Genomic DNA, 18,895 nt, shown 5'->3' on the forward strand with positions numbered 1-18,895 from the left:
ACCACTCGATTCCCGTCGCCAGCACTTAGATGATGGCATACGCACGTCGGACGACTCCCGTGGGTTTATACAGACGTACGCGCAAATCACCATCAATGCAACCGGCCGTGGGAGCGAGTTCGGGGGTCGTATGTACGCGGTAGCGGACGCGCTCCCGGTCTCCGAGGTTCGACCGGGCACGAACCTCCTCGTCATGGGGCCGCCGATGACCGGGAAGTACGACCTCCTCTGCGAGGTGCTCGCAGACGGACTCGAACAGGGGAACGCGGGACTGGTCGTCACCACCCAGCACAGCGCGGATCGACTCCGCGAGGACATCGGCAACCGCCTCCCCGAGGACGCCGACCCGCAGCTCGGTATCGTCGACTGCGTCTCCCAGGAACGCGGGATGGGCCAGGAGGAGCATCCGCTCACGCGGTACGTCTCCTCGCCCGGCGACTTCACGGGCATCGGGATGGCGTCCTCGAAGCTCCTCGAGCAGTTCGCGAACCAGGGCTACCAGACCCGGGTCGCGCTCGACTCCATCAGCCAGCTCCTGATGTACGCGGACGTCAAGACCGTGTTCCGGTTCCTCCACATCCTCACGGGCCGCATCAGTGCAGCGGACGCGCTCGGGTTCGGGACGCTCGACGCGGACGCGCACGACGACCAGACCGTCAACACCATCCGCCAGCTGTTCGACGGCCTCGTGGAGACGCGGACCGGCGAGCACGGCCGGGAACGCCGCGTGCTCGGCCTCCCGGACTCGCCGAGCGACTGGGAAGAGTTCTGACGGCGACCGCAGCCGCCCGGCGAACCTGTCTGCGCCGGTCGACCGGGATTCGGGGAATCGATTCGCTTTAGACGATGGCTCGGCGAATGCGAGGCATGCCTGTGGTCGCTACCGCGATCGACCGCATCGCCGTCGAACGGGCTCGTGGTTCGACGCGGCGATGCTGTCGCACCCCGCCCACCGTCGTCGACGAGACCGCCGGGGTCGTGAGCGTGCGCGACGGCGACCGCGCGTCGCGTGATGCGACGTGATTCGACGACTCCTCCGGCGCGTCCGCGCTGACGTGACCGCCGTTCACGACGCGGACCCGGCGGCGAAGTCGCAACTCGAGGTCCTCCTCTGTTACCCCGGCCTGCACGCTGTCTGGGCGCACGCCGTCACGAACGCGGTCTGGCGAGCGGGCTTCCGGCTGTCCGCACGCGCGCTCTCCCAGCTCGTCCGGTTCCTCACGGGCGTCGAGATCCATCCCGCGGCAACGGTCGGGCGACAGGTCGTCGTCGACCACGGGATGGGCGTCGTCGTCGGCGAGACCGCCGAAATCGGCGACCGCGTCCACATGTACCACGGCGTGACGCTCGGCGGGAACTCGCCCGACCCCGTCAAACGACACCCGACCGTCGAGGACGACGTCACCATCGGCGCGAACGCCACCATCCTCGGCGACGTCACCGTCGGCGAACGCGCGCGCGTCGGCGCCGGCGCCGTCGTCACCGACGACGTCCCACCCGGCGCAACGGTCGTCGGCGTTCCCGCCAAGCGCGTCGACGCTACTGACTCCTCGGATCACGACGGTACTGACTCCCGGGATAACGACGGTACCGGGAGCGAGGACGCGGGGAGCGACGACGAGACGACTCCCGACGACCGCGCCCCTGCCGACGACGACTGACCGAGTCGCAGCGAACGCCGTCGTGTACTGACCGACTCGCACCGCACGTCGTCTCGAACGCGCCGCTGACAGGGCCTCGATAGTCGAAGCGAAAAGGGTTCGTGGCTGCAGTCAGTCGTCGAGCAGGTGGCGTGCGATGATCTTCTTCTGTATCTCGCTGGTGCCCTCGTAGATGGTGAGGATCTTCGCGTCGCGGTAGAGGCGTTCGACCGGGAAGTCCGTCGTGTACCCGTAGCCGCCGTGGATCTGGACGGCCTCGTTCGCGACCTCGATGGCGTTCTCGCTCGAGAAGAGCTTCGCTTGGGACGCCGCCATCGCCGTCTCCTGGGGGTCGCCGCTCGCCTTCTTGCGCGCGGCGTCGTACGTGAGGAGGCGGCCGGCCTGGACCTTCGTCTGCATGTCCGCGAGCTTGTGGCGGATGGTCTGGATGTCGCTGATGGGTTGGTCGAACTGCTCGCGCTCCTGGCTGTACTCGAGCGCGGCGTCGAGTGCGGACTGGGCGAGCCCGACGGATTGCGCGCCGATGGCGATGCGGCCGCCCGTCAGGATGGAGAACGCGGCCGACAGTCCGCGACCCTCCTCGGTGAGCTGGTACTCCGCGGGGATGCGCGCGCCGTCGAACTCGAGGCTCGTCGTGTCGCTCGCCCGGAGCCCGAGTTTGTCCTCCTTCTTCCCGACGCTCACGCCGTCGACGTCCTTCGGGACGAGGAACTGCGTGACGCTCCCGGGGTCGTCGCGGTCGGTCTTCGCGAACAGGATGACGACGTCGCTGCGCTTCCCGTTCGTGATCCATTGCTTCGTGCCGTCGATGACGAACTCGTCACCGTCCCTGCGGGCGACCGTCGACATCTCCGCCGGATTCGAGCCCGCCTGCGGTTCGCTGAGCGCGAACGCGCCCACCGGACGGCCGGTCGCCATGTCCGGGAGCCACTCGTCCTTGACGTCCTCGCTCCCGAACTCCGCGATACACGACGTCGCGAGCCCGTGCACGGAGAGCGCGGTCGCGACCGACAGCATCCCGTACGCCAGCTCCTCGTTGATGAGCGCGTACGTCACCGGGTCAGCGTCGTACCCACCGTACTCCTCGGGGACGGTGAGGCCCGTGAGGTCCATGTCCGCGAGGTCGTCCCAGACGTCCTCCGGGAACGACTGCTCGGCGTCGCACTCCGCGGCGACCGGCCGGAGCTCCTCGACGGCGAACTCGCGGACGACGTCCCGCACCGCCTCCTGCTCGCTCGTGAAATCCATACGCTTCCTACGGACGGTCCCCGAAAAAATTGCCCGGTTCCGACGAGCGCGAGTCGGTCGCACGACCCGGTCGAGTCACTCGTCCCGGAACCACTCCACGACCCCCTCGGGGTCGACCGACAGGCCACCGCCCTGCGCGAACCGCGGACTCCCACCGCCGCCGCCACCGAACTCCTCGGTGACGCGTTCGACGACCCCACCCGCGTTCGACGACGCCGACTCGCTCGCGGCCGCGACGACGAACGTACTCCCGGCACGTCCGACGAGCACCACGACCGCCGCACGGTCGCCCGCCGCCTCGCGAACCATCGGCTCCACGTCGTTCGCGTCCACGCCCTCGACGGTCCCGACGAGCCACCGCTCGTCGTCGCGCTCCACGACCGGGAACTGCGAGAGTCGGGATTCGAGCAAGCGCCGTTGCGCCGCCGTGGCTTCCTCGCGGAGCGACGCCACCTCGTCCTGGAGCCGCGCGACCGCCTCGGGCACCTCGCCGGGGCCGACGTCGAGCGCACGGCCCGCCGCGAGCAACGCCGCCTTCTCGCTCCCGCGGCGCTCGATACCGCGCGGCCCGACCGCGAACTCGACCCTGGTCATCCCCTCGCCGGGATTCGACCGGCCGAGGACCGTGATGGGCCCTATCTCGCGCGTGTTCCGGACGTGCGTCCCCCCGCACGCCGCGACGTCGAACGGACGCCCTGACGGTTCGCCGGCCGCCGCCTCCGCCCCGCCGACCGTGACGACGCGCACCTCCGCGTCCTCGCCGAACACGCCCTCTTCGGTCTTCTCGTTGAACACGATACCGTCGCGTTCGCGCGCCGCGTCGGCCGACAGCGTCTCCCACGTCACGTCCCGGGACTCCCAGACCGCCTGGTTCGCGCGTCGCTCCAACGTCACCAGGACGTCGTCGTCGACGTCCGTCGACGTCTCGAAGTCAACGCGAACCCGGTCCGCGTCGCTCGAATCGACTCCCTCACTCCCGTCGACGCTCCCACGCCAGCCGACCGCCTCCGCGCTCGACCGGTCCGCGGCCGCCCGGATGTCGAACCCACCGTACCCGAGGTCCGCCATGCACGTCCGCGCCGCCCCGTACAGGACGTGACTCGCGGTGTGCGCTCGCATACAGTACATCCGTCGCTGCCAGTCCACGCGACACAGCACCGACCGACCGGCGTCGAACGCAGGCGATTCGTCGAGCGAATGCACGACCACCCCCTCGTCGTCGACCTGGACGTCCACGACGCGACTGTCACCGATACGCCCGCGGTCCGCCGGCTGCCCGCCGCTCTCCGCGTAAAAGTACGTCTCCTCGAGTACCACGTCTCGTCCGTCGACGCGCTCGACCGTCGCCTCGAAACTCGTCGTGTACGGTTGCGCAGCAGCACGCTGTACGGTCATCACCGATAACAGACTCCCGGCGCCAGCAAAAGCACTTCGCCGGCACCCCCCGATGGTCGCGCCTACTGCTCGGAGATCTCGACGTCGAGGTAGTCCTCGATGGCGGCGATGAGGCCACCGCCGATACCGGCCTGGGTCGCGCGACCCTGCTCGATGGCGATGATGTCCGCCTCCGTCGCACCGAGCTCCTCGGCGAACTCCTCGCGCTGGAGGCCGCGTTCCTGGCGCGCCTCCGTCACGGTCTTCCCGTAGTCGTTGTGGAGGTACGGCAACTGGTCGTCGTCGTAGTTCGTGCCCTCCTCCTCCCAGTGTCCGGAGTCACCGTCCCAGACGTCGTTGGCTTTCGCGGCGTTCTGGACCGCGCGACGCTTCCGGTCGCGGTCACCACCGCCACCACTGCCGCCAGCGCCGCTACTGGAGCCGTCGTTCGAGGATCGCTTCGTCTCGGTGTCGTCGTGGGGGGCACAGGACGCGCACACGTTCAGTCGCGCGCCAGCGACGTTCGCCATGCTGAGGTTCTCGCTCGCCGCGCCGCAGAGCTCGCACGTGTCGCCGTCGCCGCCACCCGACGAACCACCCGTCGAGTACTTCGCCATACCTCTCTCTTCCACACCACACCATTTCAACCCCGCGCTTCGCGCGACCACCGTCACGCCGCGAGCGCGCCCCGTGCACCGTCGCGTTGCCCTTCCGGCGGCGAGCCCGCCGGCGGCGTGCGAACCCCAGTCACTGCCGGTGGAAAAGAAAGGGCTTTTATTGGTCCCCCGGGAACGAAGGAGTGCAGCAAGATACCGCGAGCGTGGGTAGCCAAGCCAGGCCAACGGCGCAGCGTTGAGGGCGCTGTCCTGTAGAGGTCCGCCGGTTCAAATCCGGTCCCACGCATCGCACCACGCGGCCACAACCGGCCGCACCTCGAATGCGATGCGGGTGCTCTCCCTCGTGGACAGCACCCACGCACATTCCTTTCCGACGCAACGCTCGACCAGCGAAGCGTCGACGGTTCGTGTAGTCGTCGGAGGTCCGAGGAGTGCTGCGTGCCGTCGTCCGATGTCCGCGTCGGTCCCGACGGTCAGCGATCGGTCGGGCGGAGGTGATGGGCGGCGAGTGCGGTCGTCCCGACGCCGACGACGACGACGAACGCAGGGTAGCGCCCCATGGGTGGGAGGAACGTCCCGAGCGGCGTGTACGCGAGGAAGTGCAGGGCGACGTAGCCGGGGTCGGCGCCGAACGGGAGCCATCTGGCGAGGGGGGCGACGGGGAGTTCGTGAACGGCGGTGAACGCGACGGTGAGTACGGCGAACGCTGCGAGGATGCGGGCGTAGCGTGCGTGGTCGGCGGTGCCGTCGAGCAGGCGCTTCGCCATCACGCCGTACGCGCCGATGAATGGTGCGTAGAGGAGGTCGCCGTAGAGGTTACCGAACAGGTCCGCGCCGCCGGCGTACCCGAGGACCTGCGTGAGAAACCAGAGCGTCTGCAGGATTCCGTACGCACCGGCGGCGGTCGCGAGGGCGAGGAACGTCCCGACGCGCGTGGGGGCGCCGTCGGTCCTGGTCGTCGACCCGGTCGTGGTGGCGCTGCCGTCTCGTCCCGTCGACGTCGCAGGTTCGCGCCCGTCGATCTCGGCGCCGTCGCCGCTCGTAGCGGTCGTCGTCCCGCTGCAGTCGTCGCAGTACGTCGCGAAGCCCTCGACCGGGCCGCCGCAGTCCGCGCACTCGCCCATACGAATCAGTTGGATGATTGGTTGAAAAAAGCATCGCTGCTGCTGTATGATGCGTCGATGCGTCCGTGTGGCCGGTTACGCGTGCGTCGCGCCGTCAGGCCAATGCGTCTCGCTGGAGTGCGGTGCCGGCCCCGAAGGAGACGGCGGCGCCGACGACGCCGACCGCGAGCATCTGCCACTCCGTCCAGAGCACTGTCGGCGCGAGGTGGAACGCGAGGACGTTCAGGACGACGTACGCGGGGTCCATGACGGTTGGAAGCCACCTGACCACTGGGTTCGGGAGGGCCGTGACGAGCGTTCCGAATCCGACGCTCGCGACGGCGAGCACGCGCAGGACGCGGCCGTAGCGTGCACGGTCGGCCGTCCCGTCGAACAGGCGCTTCGCCATGATTGCGAACGACACGAGCAGCGTGACGTTCACGGCCTGCACCGCGATGAACCCCAGGGTGTCCGGCGACCACCCGACTGCGACCGCCTGCGGGAGGTACAGGAGGGTCTGTACCGTCTGGAAGCCGCCGAGGAGCGCGCCCGCCGCGAGCAGGACGGCGACGGCACGCGACGTCGGCGACGACACGCGGTCGTCGACCGATGCGGTGCTCGTCGCCGTCGCAGCGTCGTCGTCTCGGTTCGCGCAGTCGTCGCAGTACGTGGTCGCACCGCGAACCGACGCGCCACAGGCGACGCACTCGTCCATATCGATGCCTCGGGATGCCGTCCGCAAAAACTCTCTGTCGGCGACTCTCGACCGCGGGTGGACTGGCGCCGCCGACGACGAACGCGACGGTCCGGAGCCCCTTCGTCGCGAGTGCGCCGTGTAAACGTCCGTATCCGACCCACGCGAGCGCCGCGCGGGCCGCCGCGCCGACGCGGGCCGCTGGCGTGACGGGAGACGGCAAGCCGTAAGCCGACGGAGTCCTCAGACCCGGGTATGGAACGGCGTGTTCGTCGGAACCTCCGCGAGGTCACTGCGGTCCTCTCGCTCGTGTCGCTCGCGCTCGTGTTCGCCGCGGCCCGGCAGGCCATCCCCGGCTCGGTCCTGCCGGGCGCACCAGCGTGGCTGCTTTCCGCGATTCCGCACGTGAACGCGGGCATCAGTCTCGCCGCCATCGCGTGCATCGTCCTCGGCGTCCGCGAGGCGCGCGCGAAGCGCTTCGAGACCCACCGCAAGTACATGCTCGCCGCGTTCGGGTTGTTCGTCGCGTTCCTCGCGCTCTACCTCTGGAAGGTCGCGCTCAAGGGACCCCAATCGTTCCCGGGAACGGGCGTCGTCGAGCTCGCGTACCTCGGCGTGCTCGCGGTCCACATGATACTCGCCATCGTCTGCATCCCGCTACTGTACTACGTGCTCCTGCTCGCGTGGACGCATCCCGTGAGCGAACTCCCGGAGACGAGCCACAAGCGCGTCGCGAAGGTGGCGGCGCCGCTCTGGCTCGTCTCGTTCGTCCTCGGGAACGTCGTCTACGTCCTCCTCTACCTCGTCCCCGCCGGCTTCTACGGGTGAGCGCGGGTTCGCTGGCGGTTGCGGCGGTTCGCTGGCGGTTGCGGCGGTTCGCTGGCGACCGCGAGCGACCGGGTCACTCCCGTTGTGCTCGCCAGTCGTCGGCGGTCGTCGCGTAGACGTGCGAGTCGACGAACTCGCCGTCGACGAACGCCCCCTCCGGGATGGTGCCGACCCGGTCGAGACCGATGGACTGGAGGAGTGCGTTCGACGCCTCGTTCGTCTCGTAGGCCTCCGCACGCACCGAGTGCATGCGCTTCTCGTCGAACAGGTACTCGATGAACGTCGCCGTCGCGTCCGACCCGTAGCCTTCGCCGTGGGCGTCCGCGGCGATCCACGCGGAGAGGATGGCGTGGCCGTTCCGATCCGCGATCCAGACCGTGCTCACGACGCCGACCGGGTCGCCGTCGGCGACGACGAGGAGCGTGATGCCGTCGCCGCCGTTCACCTCCTCCTCGATCCACTCCTCGTGATGCTGTCGTCCCCGCGGGTCCGCCACGCCGAGTGACTGCCGGACCGCCGGGTCGTTGACGGCCTCGGTGAGGAACGCGGCGTCCTCGCTCTCGACCGTACACAACTCTACCACGTCGCCTTCGAGAAAGGTCGCACCGGGCATACCGGAACCGACCCGACCGCTCGATATAAATCGCCGACAAGGTGCGCTAGCACGCCTCACCCGACGAGTCGGCGCGCTCGCCAGTCGCCGACGGTGACGCTCAGTGCGCTCGCCAGTCGCCGACGGTGACCGCGTACACGAGCGTGTCGTGGTATTCGCCGTCGACGAACACCCACTCCGGGAGACAGCCGACCTCGCGGAATCCGACGCGTTCGAGCGTCCGCCGGGACGCGTCGTTGAACGCGAACGCGGTCGCCTGGAGCGTGTGCAACCGCTGGTGGTCGAACAGGTACCGCATCAAGGTCCGGGTCGCGTCCGGCCCGTAGCCGTTCCCCTGCTCGTCGCTCGCGATCCAGCACCCGAGCGTCGCGTGGCCGTTCGAGCGGTTCACCTCGAATGCCGTGACCGACCCGACCGGTCGCCCGTCGCCGGCGACGAGGAACTGGAGGACGTCCTCGCCCGACGTCACCTCCTCGTACCACTCCTCGCTCTCCGGTTCGTGGACGGGTCCGTGGACGCCGAGTGACACCCAGACCCCGGGGTCGTTCACGCCCTCGTGGAGGAACTCGAGCGCGTCCTCGTCGAGCGTCCGCAGTTCGACGACGTCACCCCGGAGGAAGACCGGTGAACTCATGCGAGGAGTACGTCGACCGAGGAGATAATCTAGCACGACGCCGCCGAGCACCGGCCGACAGCGACTCTGCGGGCGCGCCGGTCAGTCGTCGGCCGGTGCGTCCGCGCCCTCGATGACGGGACGGGCGACGTCGCGGTCCGTGGTCTCGCCCTCGATGTCGTAGGGGTACTCGCCGGTGACGCACCCCAGGCAGAGGTCGGCGCGGGAGGCGTCGAGCGCGTCACAGACCGCGTCGATGGAGAGATAGGACAGTGAATCCGCTTCGATTGCCTCGCGGATGTCCTCCGTGCTCTGGCCGGCGGCGATGAGCTCGTCGCGCGTCGCCATGTCGATGCCCATGTAGCACGGCGCGACGATCGGTGGTGCGCCGATGCGCATGTGGACCTCCTCCGCGCCGCAGTCCTTCAGGAGCTCCACGAGCTGCGTGGACGTCGTCCCGCGGACGATGGAGTCGTCGATGATGGTGACGGTCTTCCCCTCCACCGTCGACTTGATGGGGTTGAGCTTCAGGCGGACGGCGCGCTCGCGCTCGTCCTGCGTCGGCATGATGAACGTCCGGCCGACGTACCGGTTCTTCATCAGGCCCTCCGCGAACTCCGTCTCGGCGCCGTCCTCGCTCGCCGCCTCCGCGTACCCCGACGCGAACGCACGCCCCGAGTCGGGTACCGGCATCACGACGTCGGTCTCGATACCGGACTCGTGCCAGAGGTTCCGGCCGAGCTGCCGGCGGACCTCGTACACGAGGGAGTCGTCGATGACGCTGTCGGGGCGCGCGAAGTACACGTGCTCGAAGAAGCAGTGCGCGCTGTTTTCCTGGTCGACGAGCTGGTAGGAGTCGAAGTCGCTCCCGTCCTCGTGGAGCACCACGAGCTCGCCGGGTTGGACGTCGCGGACGAGTTCGCCGTCGAGCGTGTCGATGGCCGCCGACTCGGACGCGAGGATGTAGCCGTCGTCGAGTTCGCCGATGCACAGCGGTCGGTTCCCTTCGGGGTCGCGGACGCCGAGGACGGTGTCGTCGTGCATGATGGTCAGCGAGTACGACCCGTGGATGCGTCCCATCGTGCGCTTGACGGCGCGCACGAGGTCCTCCTCGAGGAGGTTCCGCGCGAGGTCGTGCGCGATGACCTCGGTGTCGCCGTCGCTCGTGAACGCGTGCCCGAGCCCGGCGAGTTCGTCCCGAATCTCGTCGGCGTTCACGAGGTTCCCGTTGTGCGACAGGGCGAGCGATCCGCTCTTGAACGACACGGTGAACGGCTGCGCGCAGGACTTGTCGACGCTCCCCGCGGTCGGATACCGGACGTGCCCGATGCCGGCCGCGCCCGTGAGCGACTCGACGTCGTCCTGGGTGAACGCGTCCCCGACGAGCCCCATCTCGACGTGGTCGTGCTGCTGGAACCCGTCGTGCGTGACGATGCCCGCGGACTCTTGGCCGCGATGCTGGAGCGCGTACAGCGAGTAGTAGAGCGGTCGTGCGGCCGCCCGGTCGTCGAGCGCGACGCCCACGACGCCGCACTTCTCGGTCGGCCCGTCGGAATCGGGGGTGGCTCCCCGCCCGTCTGTCATGAGAGACAGTCGGGCGTCACCCACCAAAAAAGGACGTGATTGTGGTCTAAACCGCTCCCCACCACCGAGAAGTATGCACGGTCGTGCGTATTCCGGTTGGTCGCTGGATGCGTCCGTCGCACGCCACCGGAGCACCCCCAGGTCACGGCGTCGCCACTCGACGGACGTTGACGCTCGAACGGCAGCGAGACCGGCTCCCGGAGTCGGGAGTTCCGTCGCCACGAGACGTGAACGGTCGCGGGCGCTATCGCTACGAGAACTGAACGGTCGAGAGACCGGAAACCCGGTCGAGAAGGGTCGTCGTTATTCGCCAGCCTTCGACTGCCACTCGTAGTCCCGTCGCTTCGCGGACTTCCCGAACCCACACGACGAGCACTCCTTCTTCTTGGTGTGGTAGGACTTCTCGCCGCAGCGGCGGCACTTCGTGTGCGTCTTCGTGTTCTTCTTGCCTTGAGAGGGGGTTCCTGCGCCAGTCATGGAGTTATCGAGACGACGTTGTCGCCACGGATAATCGTTGTGTTGTCGTCCGACTCGATGACCAGGTTCATGTGCTGGTCGTACCCCGTCAGGGTGCCCTCGTACGTCTCGCCGTCCTTCAGTCGCACCGAGACCGTCTTCCCGACGGAAGCGTCGAGCACGTCGAGGGGCCGTCCACTGTCGTCGTCCATACACCATCGGGGTCGTAGCGGTTCCTTAAACGTACCGGGTCGGCGCCGTCAAGAGGCCTGCACTCACCGTGGTCGGGCGCGGTCAGACGTCGACCGCGAAGCTCTCGCGGTCCTCGACGGTCGCCGCGAACGCCGCGAGCAGGTCCGCGACGCCCTCCACGTCGGTCGTGTCCACGACCTCGACGGGCGTGTGCATGTACCGGTTCGGGACGCTCACGTTCAGCGACGGCACGCCGCCGCTGGAGACGTAGAACTCGTCGGTGTCCGTCCCGGTGAAGCTCCCGGCGGCCTGCAGCTGGACGTCGATGTCGGCGTCCGCGGCGGCCTTCCGCGCGAGCTGGGAGACCACCGGGTGGTTCGCGCTGCCGCGGCCGACCACGGGGCCGTCGCCGAGCGCGACGTCGCCCGTCTTCTCCGTCGGCGACTTCGGGTAGTCGCCCGCGTGCGTGACGTCCACGACGAGCGCCGCGTCGACGTCCAGGCGGTCGGTCACCATCATCGCACCCTTCTTCCCGAGTTCCTCCTGCACGGTACTGACGGCGTACACGGTGACGTCGACGTCCGCTTCGGCCGCACGACGAAGTCCCTCGATGGCGGTGTACGTCCCGACGCGGTTGTCCATCCCGCGCGCCGCGACCTTGTCCCCGACGAGGTCCTCGACGGTCGACGAGAACGTGATCGGGTCGCCGACCTCGACGAGTTCCGCCGCCTCCTCGCGGTCCTCGGCACCGACGTCGACGACCTGCTCCGATATCTCGTCGTACTCGTCCTTCGACGGGTCGCGGAGGTGGATGGCGACCTGCCCGACCACGCCCGGGACGACCCCGTCGCTCCCGTGAACCGTGACGTGCTGGCCCTTCGAGACCGTGCGGTCGCTCCCGCCGATGCGACCGAGGTGCACGAACCCGTCGTCGTCGATGCGACGGACGATGAACCCGATCTCGTCGCCGTGCCCGGCGAACGCTATCGTCGGGCCGTCGGCGTCCTCGTTGTACGCCGCGATGGCGTTCCCGTACGCGTCCGTTCGCACGTCGTCGGCGTACTGCTTCGCGTACTCCACCCACACGCGCTGGCCGCGCGTCTCGTACCCCGACGGACTCGGCGTCTCCAGCAGTTCCGTGAGGAACTCCCAGCGTTCGCTATCCATGCCAGACGGGTTCGTGGGCGGGGACTTAAGACTCGGGAATCCGCGGGCCGGCTTGCCGGCACCGCTCGTCGCCCGCACCCAGATTCCGCACCGACCTCTCAACTTGCAACCAGCACGTCGACCCCGAGGCATGAGCACGTCGGAACCGATAAGTGACGACTCCGCGAAGTATAGCCCATGGCAGACAAGAAGTTCACCATCTTCGAGCTCCACTTCGACGGTGACCTGAAACTCGGCCCGACGTTCGGCGCGGACCCGAGCCCGGACGTCGAGGCGACCGACGGCGGCACTTCGGTGCCCGACGACGACGCCACCGACGCAGCTGCGACGCCCGCGGTCGACGTCGACCCCGAGGCCGAAGACGCGGAGGGCGGGAGCAAGGCACCGGTGAAGGGCGCCATCCTCGGCGTGCTCGCGCTCGTCCTGCTCGCCGTCGCGGCGCGCGTCCTCATGGGCGGGGACGACGACGTTGACGACGTCGAGATGGTCGACCTCGACGACGTCGACGCGGTCGAGGACTGAGCGAGCACGCCATCCCCGAGAGACTGAAAGCGTTTACGTCTCCACGCCTTACGGCTTCGGCATGAACCTGTTTCGGAGCGTTCAGGCGGTCGCGTCCGCGTCCGGCGAGGGCGCTATCGACTGGACGGCCGTCGCCGACGCGGCGAAGGCAGCGACCGACCCCGGCGACGTCGCGCTCACCGACGCACAGCGAACGGGGTACGCGACCGACGTCCGCGACGCCCGCGACCGCGTGCGGAGGGTCGCGAGCATCGACTTCGACGTCCCAGACACCATCGAGATACAGCACCGCCACCACTGGGTGGACGCGAACGTCGACACGTTCCGGCGCGTCCTCGCACCGCTCGAGGCCGAGGGGATGACGGCGTTCCCCGGCGTCGCCCGCACCGTCAACACGGGGACGATGGCGGTGATGCTGACGTTCCTCGCGAAGAACGTCCTCGGCCAGTACGACCCGCTCCTGCTCGCGGGCGACGACGACCCCGACCACGCGCTGTACTTCGTGCACCCGAACATCGAGCGCGTCGCCGACAGCCTCGACGTCGACACGCCGCGATTCCGCCGCTGGATCGCGTTCCACGAGGTCACGCACGCCGCGGAGTTCGGCGCCGCCCCGTGGCTCTCGGGGTACCTCGAGGACCGCGTCGAGTCCGGCCTCCAGGACCTCTCCGCGGGCGGCATCTCCTCGCAGGAGTTCCAGGAGATGAACGCCGCGATGACCGTCGTCGAGGGGTACGCGGAGCTCCTGATGGATCACGCGTTCGACGACGAGTACGCGGATCTCCGCCGGAAGGTCGACGAACGCCGCGGCGGCCGCGGGCCGCTCGCGCAACTCGCGCGCCGGCTGCTCGGCCTCGGCCTGAAACGCCAGCAGTACGAGCGCGGGAAGGCGTTCTTCGAGCACGTCACGGACGCACGCGGTCTCGACGCCGCCGGCCGCGTCTGGGACGGTCCCGAGAACCTGCCGACCGACGACGAGATCGACGACCCGGACGCGTGGCTCTCGCGACTCGGGCTCTGAGCGAAGGCACGTCGTCGAAGCGGTCGCAGTAAGTGGAAGCGGTCGCGGTCAGTTGAATCGGTCGCGTTTCTCGTAGCCGTCGTCGCTCCCGCGGTCGTTCCGGGAGGAGCCGTCGCGGTACGCCCAGACCATGTAGTACCAGAGCGCGAGGCCGAGTGCGCCCCCGCCGAGCGCGCCCCCGGCGACGACGAGTGCGCCGGCGTCCGCGTAGAGTGCGACGAGTGCGCCCGACCCGCCGACGAGCAGGACGACGAACGCCTGGAGGCGACTCATGCCGGCGACGCGGTCGGACTCCGTGAGCGATGGCCCAACCATCAGACTGCGGTCGGGGCGCTCACGTGCAGTTCCAGGAACAGCCACTCGTCGTCGTGCTCGACGAGCGTCCCGCTCCAGCGCGTCTCGAACTCGTGGCGGGCCGCCGCGTCTTCGTCCCGGGTCGCCGCCCCGCCGTCGTTCCGGGCGGCCGCCCGGTCGTCGTCCGCCGGCGTTCGCGTCCACGCGAGCGAGACGTCGTCGTGGAACGACGCCCAGTCCTCGCGCTCGACGACCGACGGCCCATCGCTTCCCACCGTCCAGTCCGTCGTCGTCCGCGTCTGCTCGCGTAACGCCTCCGCGACCGCGTCGTACCCGTCGTACGTCGTCGAGATAGCGGCCTTCCACGTGTCGGGGGACTCGCGGAAGTACGGGTAGAGCGGTTCGCCGCGACGCAACGCCTCGTAGTAGTCCAGAACAGCGTCCTCGGCGCTCATAGCCGACTCCAGGACTGGTATCGGTATCAAACCCTCGCTTCCGGGAGGCCACGAGGCGACCGCGTCCCGGGCGCGAGCCCCGGCCGACCCCTACATGAAGCCCTTGTCGACCTCGTCGGTCTCCACGAGCTCGTCGAGCTCCTTGTTGAGGACGTCTTCGGCTTCCTCGAACGTCGACGCGAGCTCGTCAAGGCCGTCCGGGCGGTCGTACTGGTCGTACTCCATCGGGCCGAACGCCGGCGAATCGAGCGTCTCCATGACGTCGTCGAAGAAGTCGCCGGGGGTCGTCGGCGCGTCCGCGTGCGCTTTCACGACCTCCTCCAACTCGGTCGCCTTCTCCTTCGCTTCGTCCTCGTCGATGTCCTCGCTGTGTCCCTGGACGGCGAACCGACCCGAGCCCTCCGTCGGGAGGAACTCGCCGATCTCGTCGTCGAGGTTCCGGGCGACCTGCGACCCGACGCCCTTCACCTCGAAGGGGTTCTTCGCGTACGTCTTCAACTGGTACATCCCGCTGTCGGGATGCCCGAGGTAGAGGTCCTCCCCGAGGCCGTTCGCGCGGTCACCGGCGACCGCACGCCAGCCGTCCGGGTCCACGTTCGACTCAACCACGTCCTCGACGATGTCATCCCAGTCGCGAACCCGCATACGCCGCCGTAGTGCTCGCGGCGGCAAGATTGTGTCGGTCCGGCCGGTTCCGGAACCGGCGGTGCTGTCGGTCGCGGGTCCATTCAGTCCAGTCCTTCCCGTGCCAGCGCGGCCCCGATGGCGATACCCATCCCCATCCCGATAGCCAGTCCGAGCGCGATGTCGTCCATCGCCACGCCGATGGCCGTCCCGACCCCTGCACCGAGAGCGATACCGACGGCGAATCCGCGTGGGTCAAGTTCCTCGTCGTCTTCCACCTGGTCACTCATCTACAAGGCAGGTTCACGCCGCGCTGACGTAAATCGTCGGACGGACGAGAGACGCGGCCGTCGTGGCAGGACGATTCCCCTCCGCCGGTGCGAGGTCCGTCGGCGAGGTCACTCGCGTCACGCGCACGCGATGGTCGCCCACCCGTAGTCCGGGGGGTCCTCGCCGCCGTCGGCGGCCGAGCGTTCGACGCGCGTCGCGGTGACGTGGTACCACGCGGCGTAGTAGAGGTCGGCGAGGACGGTCGTCTCCGAGTCACCGGCGCGTTCGGCGGACTCGCTCGCGTCGAGACTCACCTCGACGGACGCGTACGCGCCGTCGTCTGCCGGCTGGGATTCTGCGGTCGCGTAGTCGACGCCTTGAACGTTCCAGCCGTCGGCCTCGGCGCGGTCGCGCGCGTACGCCTCCTCGACGAACTCGGCGAGGTCGCGGGCCGCAGCCTCGGTCGGGTCCCCGGGGACTTCGACGTCGACCAGACCGAGCGAATCGTCGACGGTACAGGTTGCCGTCGTGGTGTCCGCGCTGGTCGACGCTGGGGTAGATGACTCGGTGTCGGTCGGTTGGGCGGAATCGAGCGTGCCGACGCACCCGGCGGTCGCGGTGGTCGTCGCAGCGAGCGTGGCGAGGAGGGCGCGCCGTTGCATACCCTGCGGATTCACCCCCCCAGTACAAGTGTCTTCTCCCGCGCACATCCGTGGAACCGACATCCCTAACCGGGTCGCTCGCGTCGCGTTCGAGTGTGACTGACGCGGACCGCGACGCGATCGAGGGGACCATCACGGCGGTCGGCGACGCCAAGGAGGTGTCGACGCAGTACGGCAAGTCCGACCTCGCGGAGCTGACGGTGGAGACCGCGACGGGCGAGGAGCAGGTGACGTGCTGGGGGAAGTGGACGGAGACGACCGAAGTGGCCGAGCCCGGGATGCGCGTGCGGGTGACGAACCCCGAGGAGCGCGAGTACCAGGGGGAGACGCAGTACTCGACCACTGGCGACTCGTACGTCGTCCTGGAGCCGCAGTTCCTCGTGGACGTGACCGACGTCCGCGAGTACGTGCAGTGCCCGCGGATGTACTACCTGAACAAGCTCTCGAGTGCGCCCCTGAAGTACCCGGTCATCAAGGGGACGATCGTGCACGAGGTGTTCGGCGACCTCCTCCGTGGCGTGGACTTCGACGACGCCGTCGACGACCGCGTCGAGGAGGCCGGGCTCGACCTCGGGCTGCTCGGGATGGACGCCGACGAGGTCCGCGAGGAGGTCGCGGAGAACGCGCGCGCCATCGACGCGTGGCTCTCGCAGGGGAAGCTCTCGGGCGACGACGAGTGGCGCTCGGAGATGACCTTGATATCGGAGACGTTCGGCATCAAGGGGCGCGCGGACGCGGTCCGGAACGGGATGCCGGTCGAACTGAAGACGGGGAAGAACCTGAAGCGCGACCCGCGGTTCGAGGACAAGATACAGGCCGCGTCGTACGCGCTCCTCCTCCGCGAGCGCGGCGTGGAGGTGGATACGGCGACGCTGCTGTACACGAAGAACGCGGCGCTCGACCGGTCGGAGTTCTCCGGGGACTTCTCGCCGGCGAAGGAGTTCTCGGTCGGCGACGGCCTCATGAAGTACGTCGTCCGAGCCAGGAACGCGATCGCGGCGTTCGAGTACGACGTCTCGGTGCCGACGGGCTACGAGGCCGACGCGGTGTGCGAGTACTGCTTCGAACAGGACACGTGCCGAGTCGTCGCGGGTCGGCTCGACCAGGAGTCGAAGGCGGGGCAGATCGGGCGCAAACTCCCCGAGGACGAACTCGAATACTACGAGGAGACCTACAGGGCCATCGAGGAGGAGCGCGTGGAGACGCACAAGGAGTACGCGAAGCTCTGGGAGCAGACGCCAGCCGAGCGCGCGGACGACGACCGCGCGCTCGTCGACCTCGCGTTCGAGCGCAAACGCGAGCGCGCCGACGGCCGCTGGGAACTGCGCGCGCGCCGCACCTCGCCGGCGGTGTCGAAGCTCCGCGAGGACGACCTCGTGCTCGCGAGCGACGGCGACCCCGTCCAGGGCGACGCCGAACTCGCGTACATCGAGCGACTCGACGACGACGAGGTCGTCGTCTCCGCCGCCGAGCCCGTCGAGGTGTGTCGACTCGACGTCTATCCGAGCGAGCTGTCGGTCGCGCGGATGCAGGTCGCGCTCCACGACGCGCTCTTGAAGGGCGACCCCGACCGGAAGGACGTCCTGTTCGGTCGCAGGGAGCCCGAGTTCGACGCCGAGCGGGCGCTCGACCCCGAGCGCGACCCCGGCGAGAGCGGCGAGTCGATGACCGAGGCCGAGCCGGAGACGTTCGTGGACAACAACGCGGCGCAGGACGAGGCGGTGCGGAAGGCCGTCACGGCGGAGGACGTCGCCCTCGTCCATGGGCCGCCCGGAACGGGGAAGACGTACACCATCGGGCAGGCGGTGCGGGCGATGGTCGCCCGCGGCGAGCGCGTCTTGCTGTCGGCGTTCACGAACCGCGCGGTCGACAACGCGCTCGAAGCGCTCGAAGAACAGGGGTTCACCGACTTCGTGCGCGTTGGCACCGAGTCCGGTATCCGCGACGACATGCTCGACTACCGCCTCGAGACGCGCGGCGACCCCGACGAGTGCGCGGCGCGCCTCCAGGACGCGCAGGTCGTCGCGGCGACGACCGCGACCTGCGGCTCCCGGGTGATGCGCGAGCAGTCCTTCGACGCGGCGCTCGTCGACGAGGCCGGCCAGCTCACGGAGCCGGACGCACTCGCGGCGGTGAACCTCGCGGAGCGGTTCGTGCTCGTCGGCGACCACCAACAGCTCCCGCCCGTCGTCCGAGCGGAGAACGAACTCCAGGAGTCGCTGTTCCAGCGGCTCGTGGAACGCTACCCGGACGCGGGCGTGATGCTCGACAAGCAGTACCGGATGAGTCAACGCATCCAGGCGTTCGCGTCCGCGGAGTTCTACGACGGCGAACTCCGGCCGGCGACGGGCGAGATCGCCGGCCAGCATCCCCGCCAGCTCGTCGACCTCGACGACCTCCCCGAGGAACTCCGTGACGGCGTGACGTTCCTCGACGTCCCGGGTGACGGGGGCCGGAACACGGACGCGGTCGAGGCGGACCGCGTCGCCGACGTCGTCTCGTCGTACCTCGCGGCGGGCGTGGCCCCCGGGGACGTGGGCGTCATCGCGCCGTTCAGGGCGCAGGTCGCGGAGATAACGCGACGCGTCCCCGAATCCGTGACGGTGGACACCGTCGACCGCTTCCAGGGCTCCTCGAAGGAGGTCATCGTGGTCTCGTTCGTCGCCTCCGGTGACCTGGAATCGCCGATATTCGAGGACTACCGGCGCGTGAACGTGGCGTTGACGCGAGCGAAGCGCGCGCTCGTCCTCGTCGGTGACGCGGACGCGCTCCGCACGGACCCGGTGTACGGTCGGATGGTCGACTGGGCGGGACCAGACTGACCGCTCGACGCCCGCGACGGGGTCGTCCGGCTCGTCGGGACTCGAGACGTCGGGTACGGGTGGTCGGAAACGGGA

Annotated in this window: 22 protein-coding genes, 1 tRNA gene and 1 pseudogene; 8 read left to right on the plus strand and 16 right to left on the minus strand. The window is 69.0% G+C overall.

What is annotated here, in order from left to right; genetic code table 11:
* Positions 1-130: 130 nt before the first annotated feature.
* The 3 genes and pseudogenes from VYJ16_RS09830 to cysE form a co-directional block, all read left to right on the plus strand.
* Positions 131-772 (plus strand): RAD55 family ATPase, encoded by a 642-nt coding sequence (locus VYJ16_RS09830; protein ID WP_336350128.1) that lies wholly within the window; start codon positions 131-133, stop codon positions 770-772.
* Positions 773-867: 95 nt separating this feature from the next.
* On the plus strand, positions 868-1,023 hold the full coding sequence (locus VYJ16_RS09835) for a hypothetical protein (RefSeq protein ID WP_336350129.1): 156 nt from the start codon (positions 868-870) through the stop codon (positions 1,021-1,023).
* A pseudogene (cysE, locus tag VYJ16_RS09840) lies at positions 1,023-1,538 on the plus strand (serine O-acetyltransferase); the annotation flags it as partial. The gene VYJ16_RS09835 and the pseudogene cysE, both read left to right, overlap by 1 nt.
* A gap of 234 nt (positions 1,539-1,772) precedes the next feature.
* Here the strand turns inward: cysE and VYJ16_RS09845 are convergent.
* The 3 genes from VYJ16_RS09845 to VYJ16_RS09855 all read right to left on the minus strand — a co-directional run bounded on the left by VYJ16_RS09845 (position 1,773) and on the right by VYJ16_RS09855 (position 4,900).
* Positions 1,773-2,909, minus strand: a complete 1,137-nt coding sequence (locus VYJ16_RS09845) for an acyl-CoA dehydrogenase family protein (RefSeq protein ID WP_336350130.1) — start codon at positions 2,907-2,909, stop codon at positions 1,773-1,775.
* Between the two features lie 75 nt (positions 2,910-2,984).
* A complete protein-coding gene (locus VYJ16_RS09850; protein ID WP_336350131.1) occupies positions 2,985-4,304 on the minus strand; it encodes an alanyl-tRNA editing protein in 1,320 nt (439 codons plus the stop codon).
* Between the two features lie 62 nt (positions 4,305-4,366).
* Positions 4,367-4,900: a helix-turn-helix domain-containing protein gene (locus tag VYJ16_RS09855; RefSeq protein WP_336350132.1), complete on the minus strand. Its 534-nt coding sequence runs from the start codon at positions 4,898-4,900 to the stop codon at positions 4,367-4,369.
* Positions 4,901-5,101: 201 nt separating this feature from the next.
* On the opposite strand from VYJ16_RS09855, the gene VYJ16_RS09860 reads away from it, so the two are divergent.
* Positions 5,102-5,186, plus strand: a tRNA-Leu gene (locus tag VYJ16_RS09860).
* 187 nt (positions 5,187-5,373) lie between these two features.
* On the opposite strand, the gene VYJ16_RS09865 is transcribed toward VYJ16_RS09860, so the two are convergent.
* Together VYJ16_RS09865 and VYJ16_RS09870 are read right to left on the minus strand one after the other, a co-directional pair.
* Positions 5,374-6,024, minus strand: coding sequence for a hypothetical protein (locus VYJ16_RS09865; protein WP_336350133.1), 651 nt, complete (start codon positions 6,022-6,024; stop codon positions 5,374-5,376).
* 94 nt (positions 6,025-6,118) lie between these two features.
* On the minus strand, positions 6,119-6,718 hold the full coding sequence (locus tag VYJ16_RS09870; protein WP_336350134.1) for a hypothetical protein: 600 nt from the start codon (positions 6,716-6,718) through the stop codon (positions 6,119-6,121).
* A 234-nt stretch (positions 6,719-6,952) separates the two neighbouring features.
* On the opposite strand from VYJ16_RS09870, the gene VYJ16_RS09875 reads away from it, so the two are divergent.
* Entirely contained in the window at positions 6,953-7,525 is a 573-nt protein-coding gene (locus tag VYJ16_RS09875) for a DUF420 domain-containing protein (RefSeq protein WP_336350135.1), read from the plus strand.
* Between the two features lie 73 nt (positions 7,526-7,598).
* Here the strand turns inward: VYJ16_RS09875 and VYJ16_RS09880 are convergent, their stop codons facing one another.
* From VYJ16_RS09880 to VYJ16_RS09905, 6 genes are all read right to left on the minus strand, one after another.
* Positions 7,599-8,138, minus strand: coding sequence for a GNAT family N-acetyltransferase (locus tag VYJ16_RS09880; protein ID WP_336350136.1), 540 nt, complete (start codon positions 8,136-8,138; stop codon positions 7,599-7,601).
* A gap of 100 nt (positions 8,139-8,238) precedes the next feature.
* Positions 8,239-8,772 (minus strand): GNAT family N-acetyltransferase, encoded by a 534-nt coding sequence (locus VYJ16_RS09885; protein ID WP_336350137.1) that lies wholly within the window; start codon positions 8,770-8,772, stop codon positions 8,239-8,241.
* Between the two features lie 81 nt (positions 8,773-8,853).
* Positions 8,854-10,335 carry an amidophosphoribosyltransferase gene (gene purF, locus VYJ16_RS09890; protein WP_336350138.1) on the minus strand — a complete coding sequence of 494 codons (1,482 nt, stop codon included), beginning with the start codon at positions 10,333-10,335 and terminating at the stop codon, positions 8,854-8,856.
* A 303-nt stretch (positions 10,336-10,638) separates the two neighbouring features.
* Positions 10,639-10,812 carry a 50S ribosomal protein L37e gene (locus tag VYJ16_RS09895; protein WP_227131278.1) on the minus strand — a complete coding sequence of 58 codons (174 nt, stop codon included), beginning with the start codon at positions 10,810-10,812 and terminating at the stop codon, positions 10,639-10,641.
* Complete coding sequence (locus VYJ16_RS09900) at positions 10,809-11,003, minus strand: LSM domain-containing protein (RefSeq protein ID WP_336350139.1); 195 nt, start codon at positions 11,001-11,003, stop codon at positions 10,809-10,811. Before VYJ16_RS09900 ends, VYJ16_RS09895 begins: the two co-directional genes overlap by 4 nt.
* Positions 11,004-11,085: 82 nt before the next feature.
* Positions 11,086-12,150: a M20/M25/M40 family metallo-hydrolase gene (locus VYJ16_RS09905; protein WP_336350140.1), complete on the minus strand. Its 1,065-nt coding sequence runs from the start codon at positions 12,148-12,150 to the stop codon at positions 11,086-11,088.
* Positions 12,151-12,327: 177 nt separating this feature from the next.
* Between VYJ16_RS09905 and VYJ16_RS09910 the strand changes: the two genes are divergently transcribed.
* Entirely contained in the window at positions 12,328-12,672 is a 345-nt protein-coding gene (locus VYJ16_RS09910) for a hypothetical protein (RefSeq protein WP_336350141.1), read from the plus strand.
* Between the two features lie 61 nt (positions 12,673-12,733).
* The gene (locus VYJ16_RS09915) at positions 12,734-13,693 is read left to right on the plus strand and encodes a zinc-dependent metalloprotease (RefSeq protein WP_336350142.1); all 960 of its coding nucleotides are present in this window, start codon (positions 12,734-12,736) and stop codon (positions 13,691-13,693) included.
* A gap of 48 nt (positions 13,694-13,741) precedes the next feature.
* Here the strand turns inward: VYJ16_RS09915 and VYJ16_RS09920 are convergent, their stop codons facing one another.
* The 5 genes from VYJ16_RS09920 to VYJ16_RS09940 form a co-directional block, all read right to left on the minus strand.
* Positions 13,742-14,008, minus strand: coding sequence for a hypothetical protein (locus VYJ16_RS09920; RefSeq protein WP_336350143.1), 267 nt, complete (start codon positions 14,006-14,008; stop codon positions 13,742-13,744).
* Positions 14,008-14,442 carry a hypothetical protein gene (locus VYJ16_RS09925; RefSeq protein WP_336350144.1) on the minus strand — a complete coding sequence of 145 codons (435 nt, stop codon included), beginning with the start codon at positions 14,440-14,442 and terminating at the stop codon, positions 14,008-14,010. The genes VYJ16_RS09920 and VYJ16_RS09925 overlap by 1 nt, the downstream gene beginning before the upstream one ends.
* 90 nt (positions 14,443-14,532) lie before the next feature.
* On the minus strand, positions 14,533-15,087 hold the full coding sequence (locus VYJ16_RS09930) for a hypothetical protein (protein WP_336350145.1): 555 nt from the start codon (positions 15,085-15,087) through the stop codon (positions 14,533-14,535).
* 83 nt (positions 15,088-15,170) lie between these two features.
* Positions 15,171-15,356, minus strand: a complete 186-nt coding sequence (locus VYJ16_RS09935; protein WP_336350146.1) for a glycine zipper domain-containing protein — start codon at positions 15,354-15,356, stop codon at positions 15,171-15,173.
* Between the two features lie 117 nt (positions 15,357-15,473).
* Positions 15,474-15,998, minus strand: coding sequence for a hypothetical protein (locus VYJ16_RS09940; protein ID WP_336350147.1), 525 nt, complete (start codon positions 15,996-15,998; stop codon positions 15,474-15,476).
* A 119-nt stretch (positions 15,999-16,117) separates the two neighbouring features.
* Between VYJ16_RS09940 and VYJ16_RS09945 the strand changes: the two genes are divergently transcribed.
* Positions 16,118-18,820: an AAA domain-containing protein gene (locus VYJ16_RS09945; RefSeq protein ID WP_379762525.1), complete on the plus strand. Its 2,703-nt coding sequence runs from the start codon at positions 16,118-16,120 to the stop codon at positions 18,818-18,820.
* The last annotated feature ends 75 nt before the right edge of the window (positions 18,821-18,895 follow it).

Source organism: Halorubellus litoreus (assembly GCF_037081675.1).
Classification (GTDB): Archaea; Halobacteriota; Halobacteria; order Halobacteriales; family Natrialbaceae; genus Halorubellus; species Halorubellus litoreus.

Excerpts from the sequence above, each read along its gene's own strand:
- VYJ16_RS09830 (WP_336350128.1), top strand. The coding sequence starts at position 131 with ATGTACGCGGTAGCGGACGCGCTCCCGGTCTCCGAGGTTCGACCGGGC.
- VYJ16_RS09835 (WP_336350129.1), top strand. The coding sequence starts at position 868 with ATGCCTGTGGTCGCTACCGCGATCGACCGCATCGCCGTCGAACGGGCT.
- VYJ16_RS09845 (WP_336350130.1), bottom strand. The coding sequence starts at position 2,909 with ATGGATTTCACGAGCGAGCAGGAGGCGGTGCGGGACGTCGTCCGCGAG.
- VYJ16_RS09850 (WP_336350131.1), bottom strand. The coding sequence starts at position 4,304 with ATGACCGTACAGCGTGCTGCTGCGCAACCGTACACGACGAGTTTCGAG.
- VYJ16_RS09855 (WP_336350132.1), bottom strand. The coding sequence starts at position 4,900 with ATGGCGAAGTACTCGACGGGTGGTTCGTCGGGTGGCGGCGACGGCGAC.
- VYJ16_RS09865 (WP_336350133.1), bottom strand. The coding sequence starts at position 6,024 with ATGGGCGAGTGCGCGGACTGCGGCGGCCCGGTCGAGGGCTTCGCGACG.
- VYJ16_RS09870 (WP_336350134.1), bottom strand. The coding sequence starts at position 6,718 with ATGGACGAGTGCGTCGCCTGTGGCGCGTCGGTTCGCGGTGCGACCACG.
- VYJ16_RS09875 (WP_336350135.1), top strand. The coding sequence starts at position 6,953 with ATGGAACGGCGTGTTCGTCGGAACCTCCGCGAGGTCACTGCGGTCCTC.
- VYJ16_RS09880 (WP_336350136.1), bottom strand. The coding sequence starts at position 8,138 with ATGCCCGGTGCGACCTTTCTCGAAGGCGACGTGGTAGAGTTGTGTACG.
- VYJ16_RS09885 (WP_336350137.1), bottom strand. The coding sequence starts at position 8,772 with ATGAGTTCACCGGTCTTCCTCCGGGGTGACGTCGTCGAACTGCGGACG.
- purF (WP_336350138.1), bottom strand. The coding sequence starts at position 10,335 with ATGACAGACGGGCGGGGAGCCACCCCCGATTCCGACGGGCCGACCGAG.
- VYJ16_RS09895 (WP_227131278.1), bottom strand. The coding sequence starts at position 10,812 with ATGACTGGCGCAGGAACCCCCTCTCAAGGCAAGAAGAACACGAAGACG.
- VYJ16_RS09900 (WP_336350139.1), bottom strand. The coding sequence starts at position 11,003 with ATGGACGACGACAGTGGACGGCCCCTCGACGTGCTCGACGCTTCCGTC.
- VYJ16_RS09905 (WP_336350140.1), bottom strand. The coding sequence starts at position 12,150 with ATGGATAGCGAACGCTGGGAGTTCCTCACGGAACTGCTGGAGACGCCG.
- VYJ16_RS09910 (WP_336350141.1), top strand. The coding sequence starts at position 12,328 with ATGGCAGACAAGAAGTTCACCATCTTCGAGCTCCACTTCGACGGTGAC.
- VYJ16_RS09915 (WP_336350142.1), top strand. The coding sequence starts at position 12,734 with ATGAACCTGTTTCGGAGCGTTCAGGCGGTCGCGTCCGCGTCCGGCGAG.
- VYJ16_RS09920 (WP_336350143.1), bottom strand. The coding sequence starts at position 14,008 with ATGGTTGGGCCATCGCTCACGGAGTCCGACCGCGTCGCCGGCATGAGT.
- VYJ16_RS09925 (WP_336350144.1), bottom strand. The coding sequence starts at position 14,442 with ATGAGCGCCGAGGACGCTGTTCTGGACTACTACGAGGCGTTGCGTCGC.
- VYJ16_RS09930 (WP_336350145.1), bottom strand. The coding sequence starts at position 15,087 with ATGCGGGTTCGCGACTGGGATGACATCGTCGAGGACGTGGTTGAGTCG.
- VYJ16_RS09935 (WP_336350146.1), bottom strand. The coding sequence starts at position 15,356 with ATGAGTGACCAGGTGGAAGACGACGAGGAACTTGACCCACGCGGATTC.
- VYJ16_RS09940 (WP_336350147.1), bottom strand. The coding sequence starts at position 15,998 with ATGCAACGGCGCGCCCTCCTCGCCACGCTCGCTGCGACGACCACCGCG.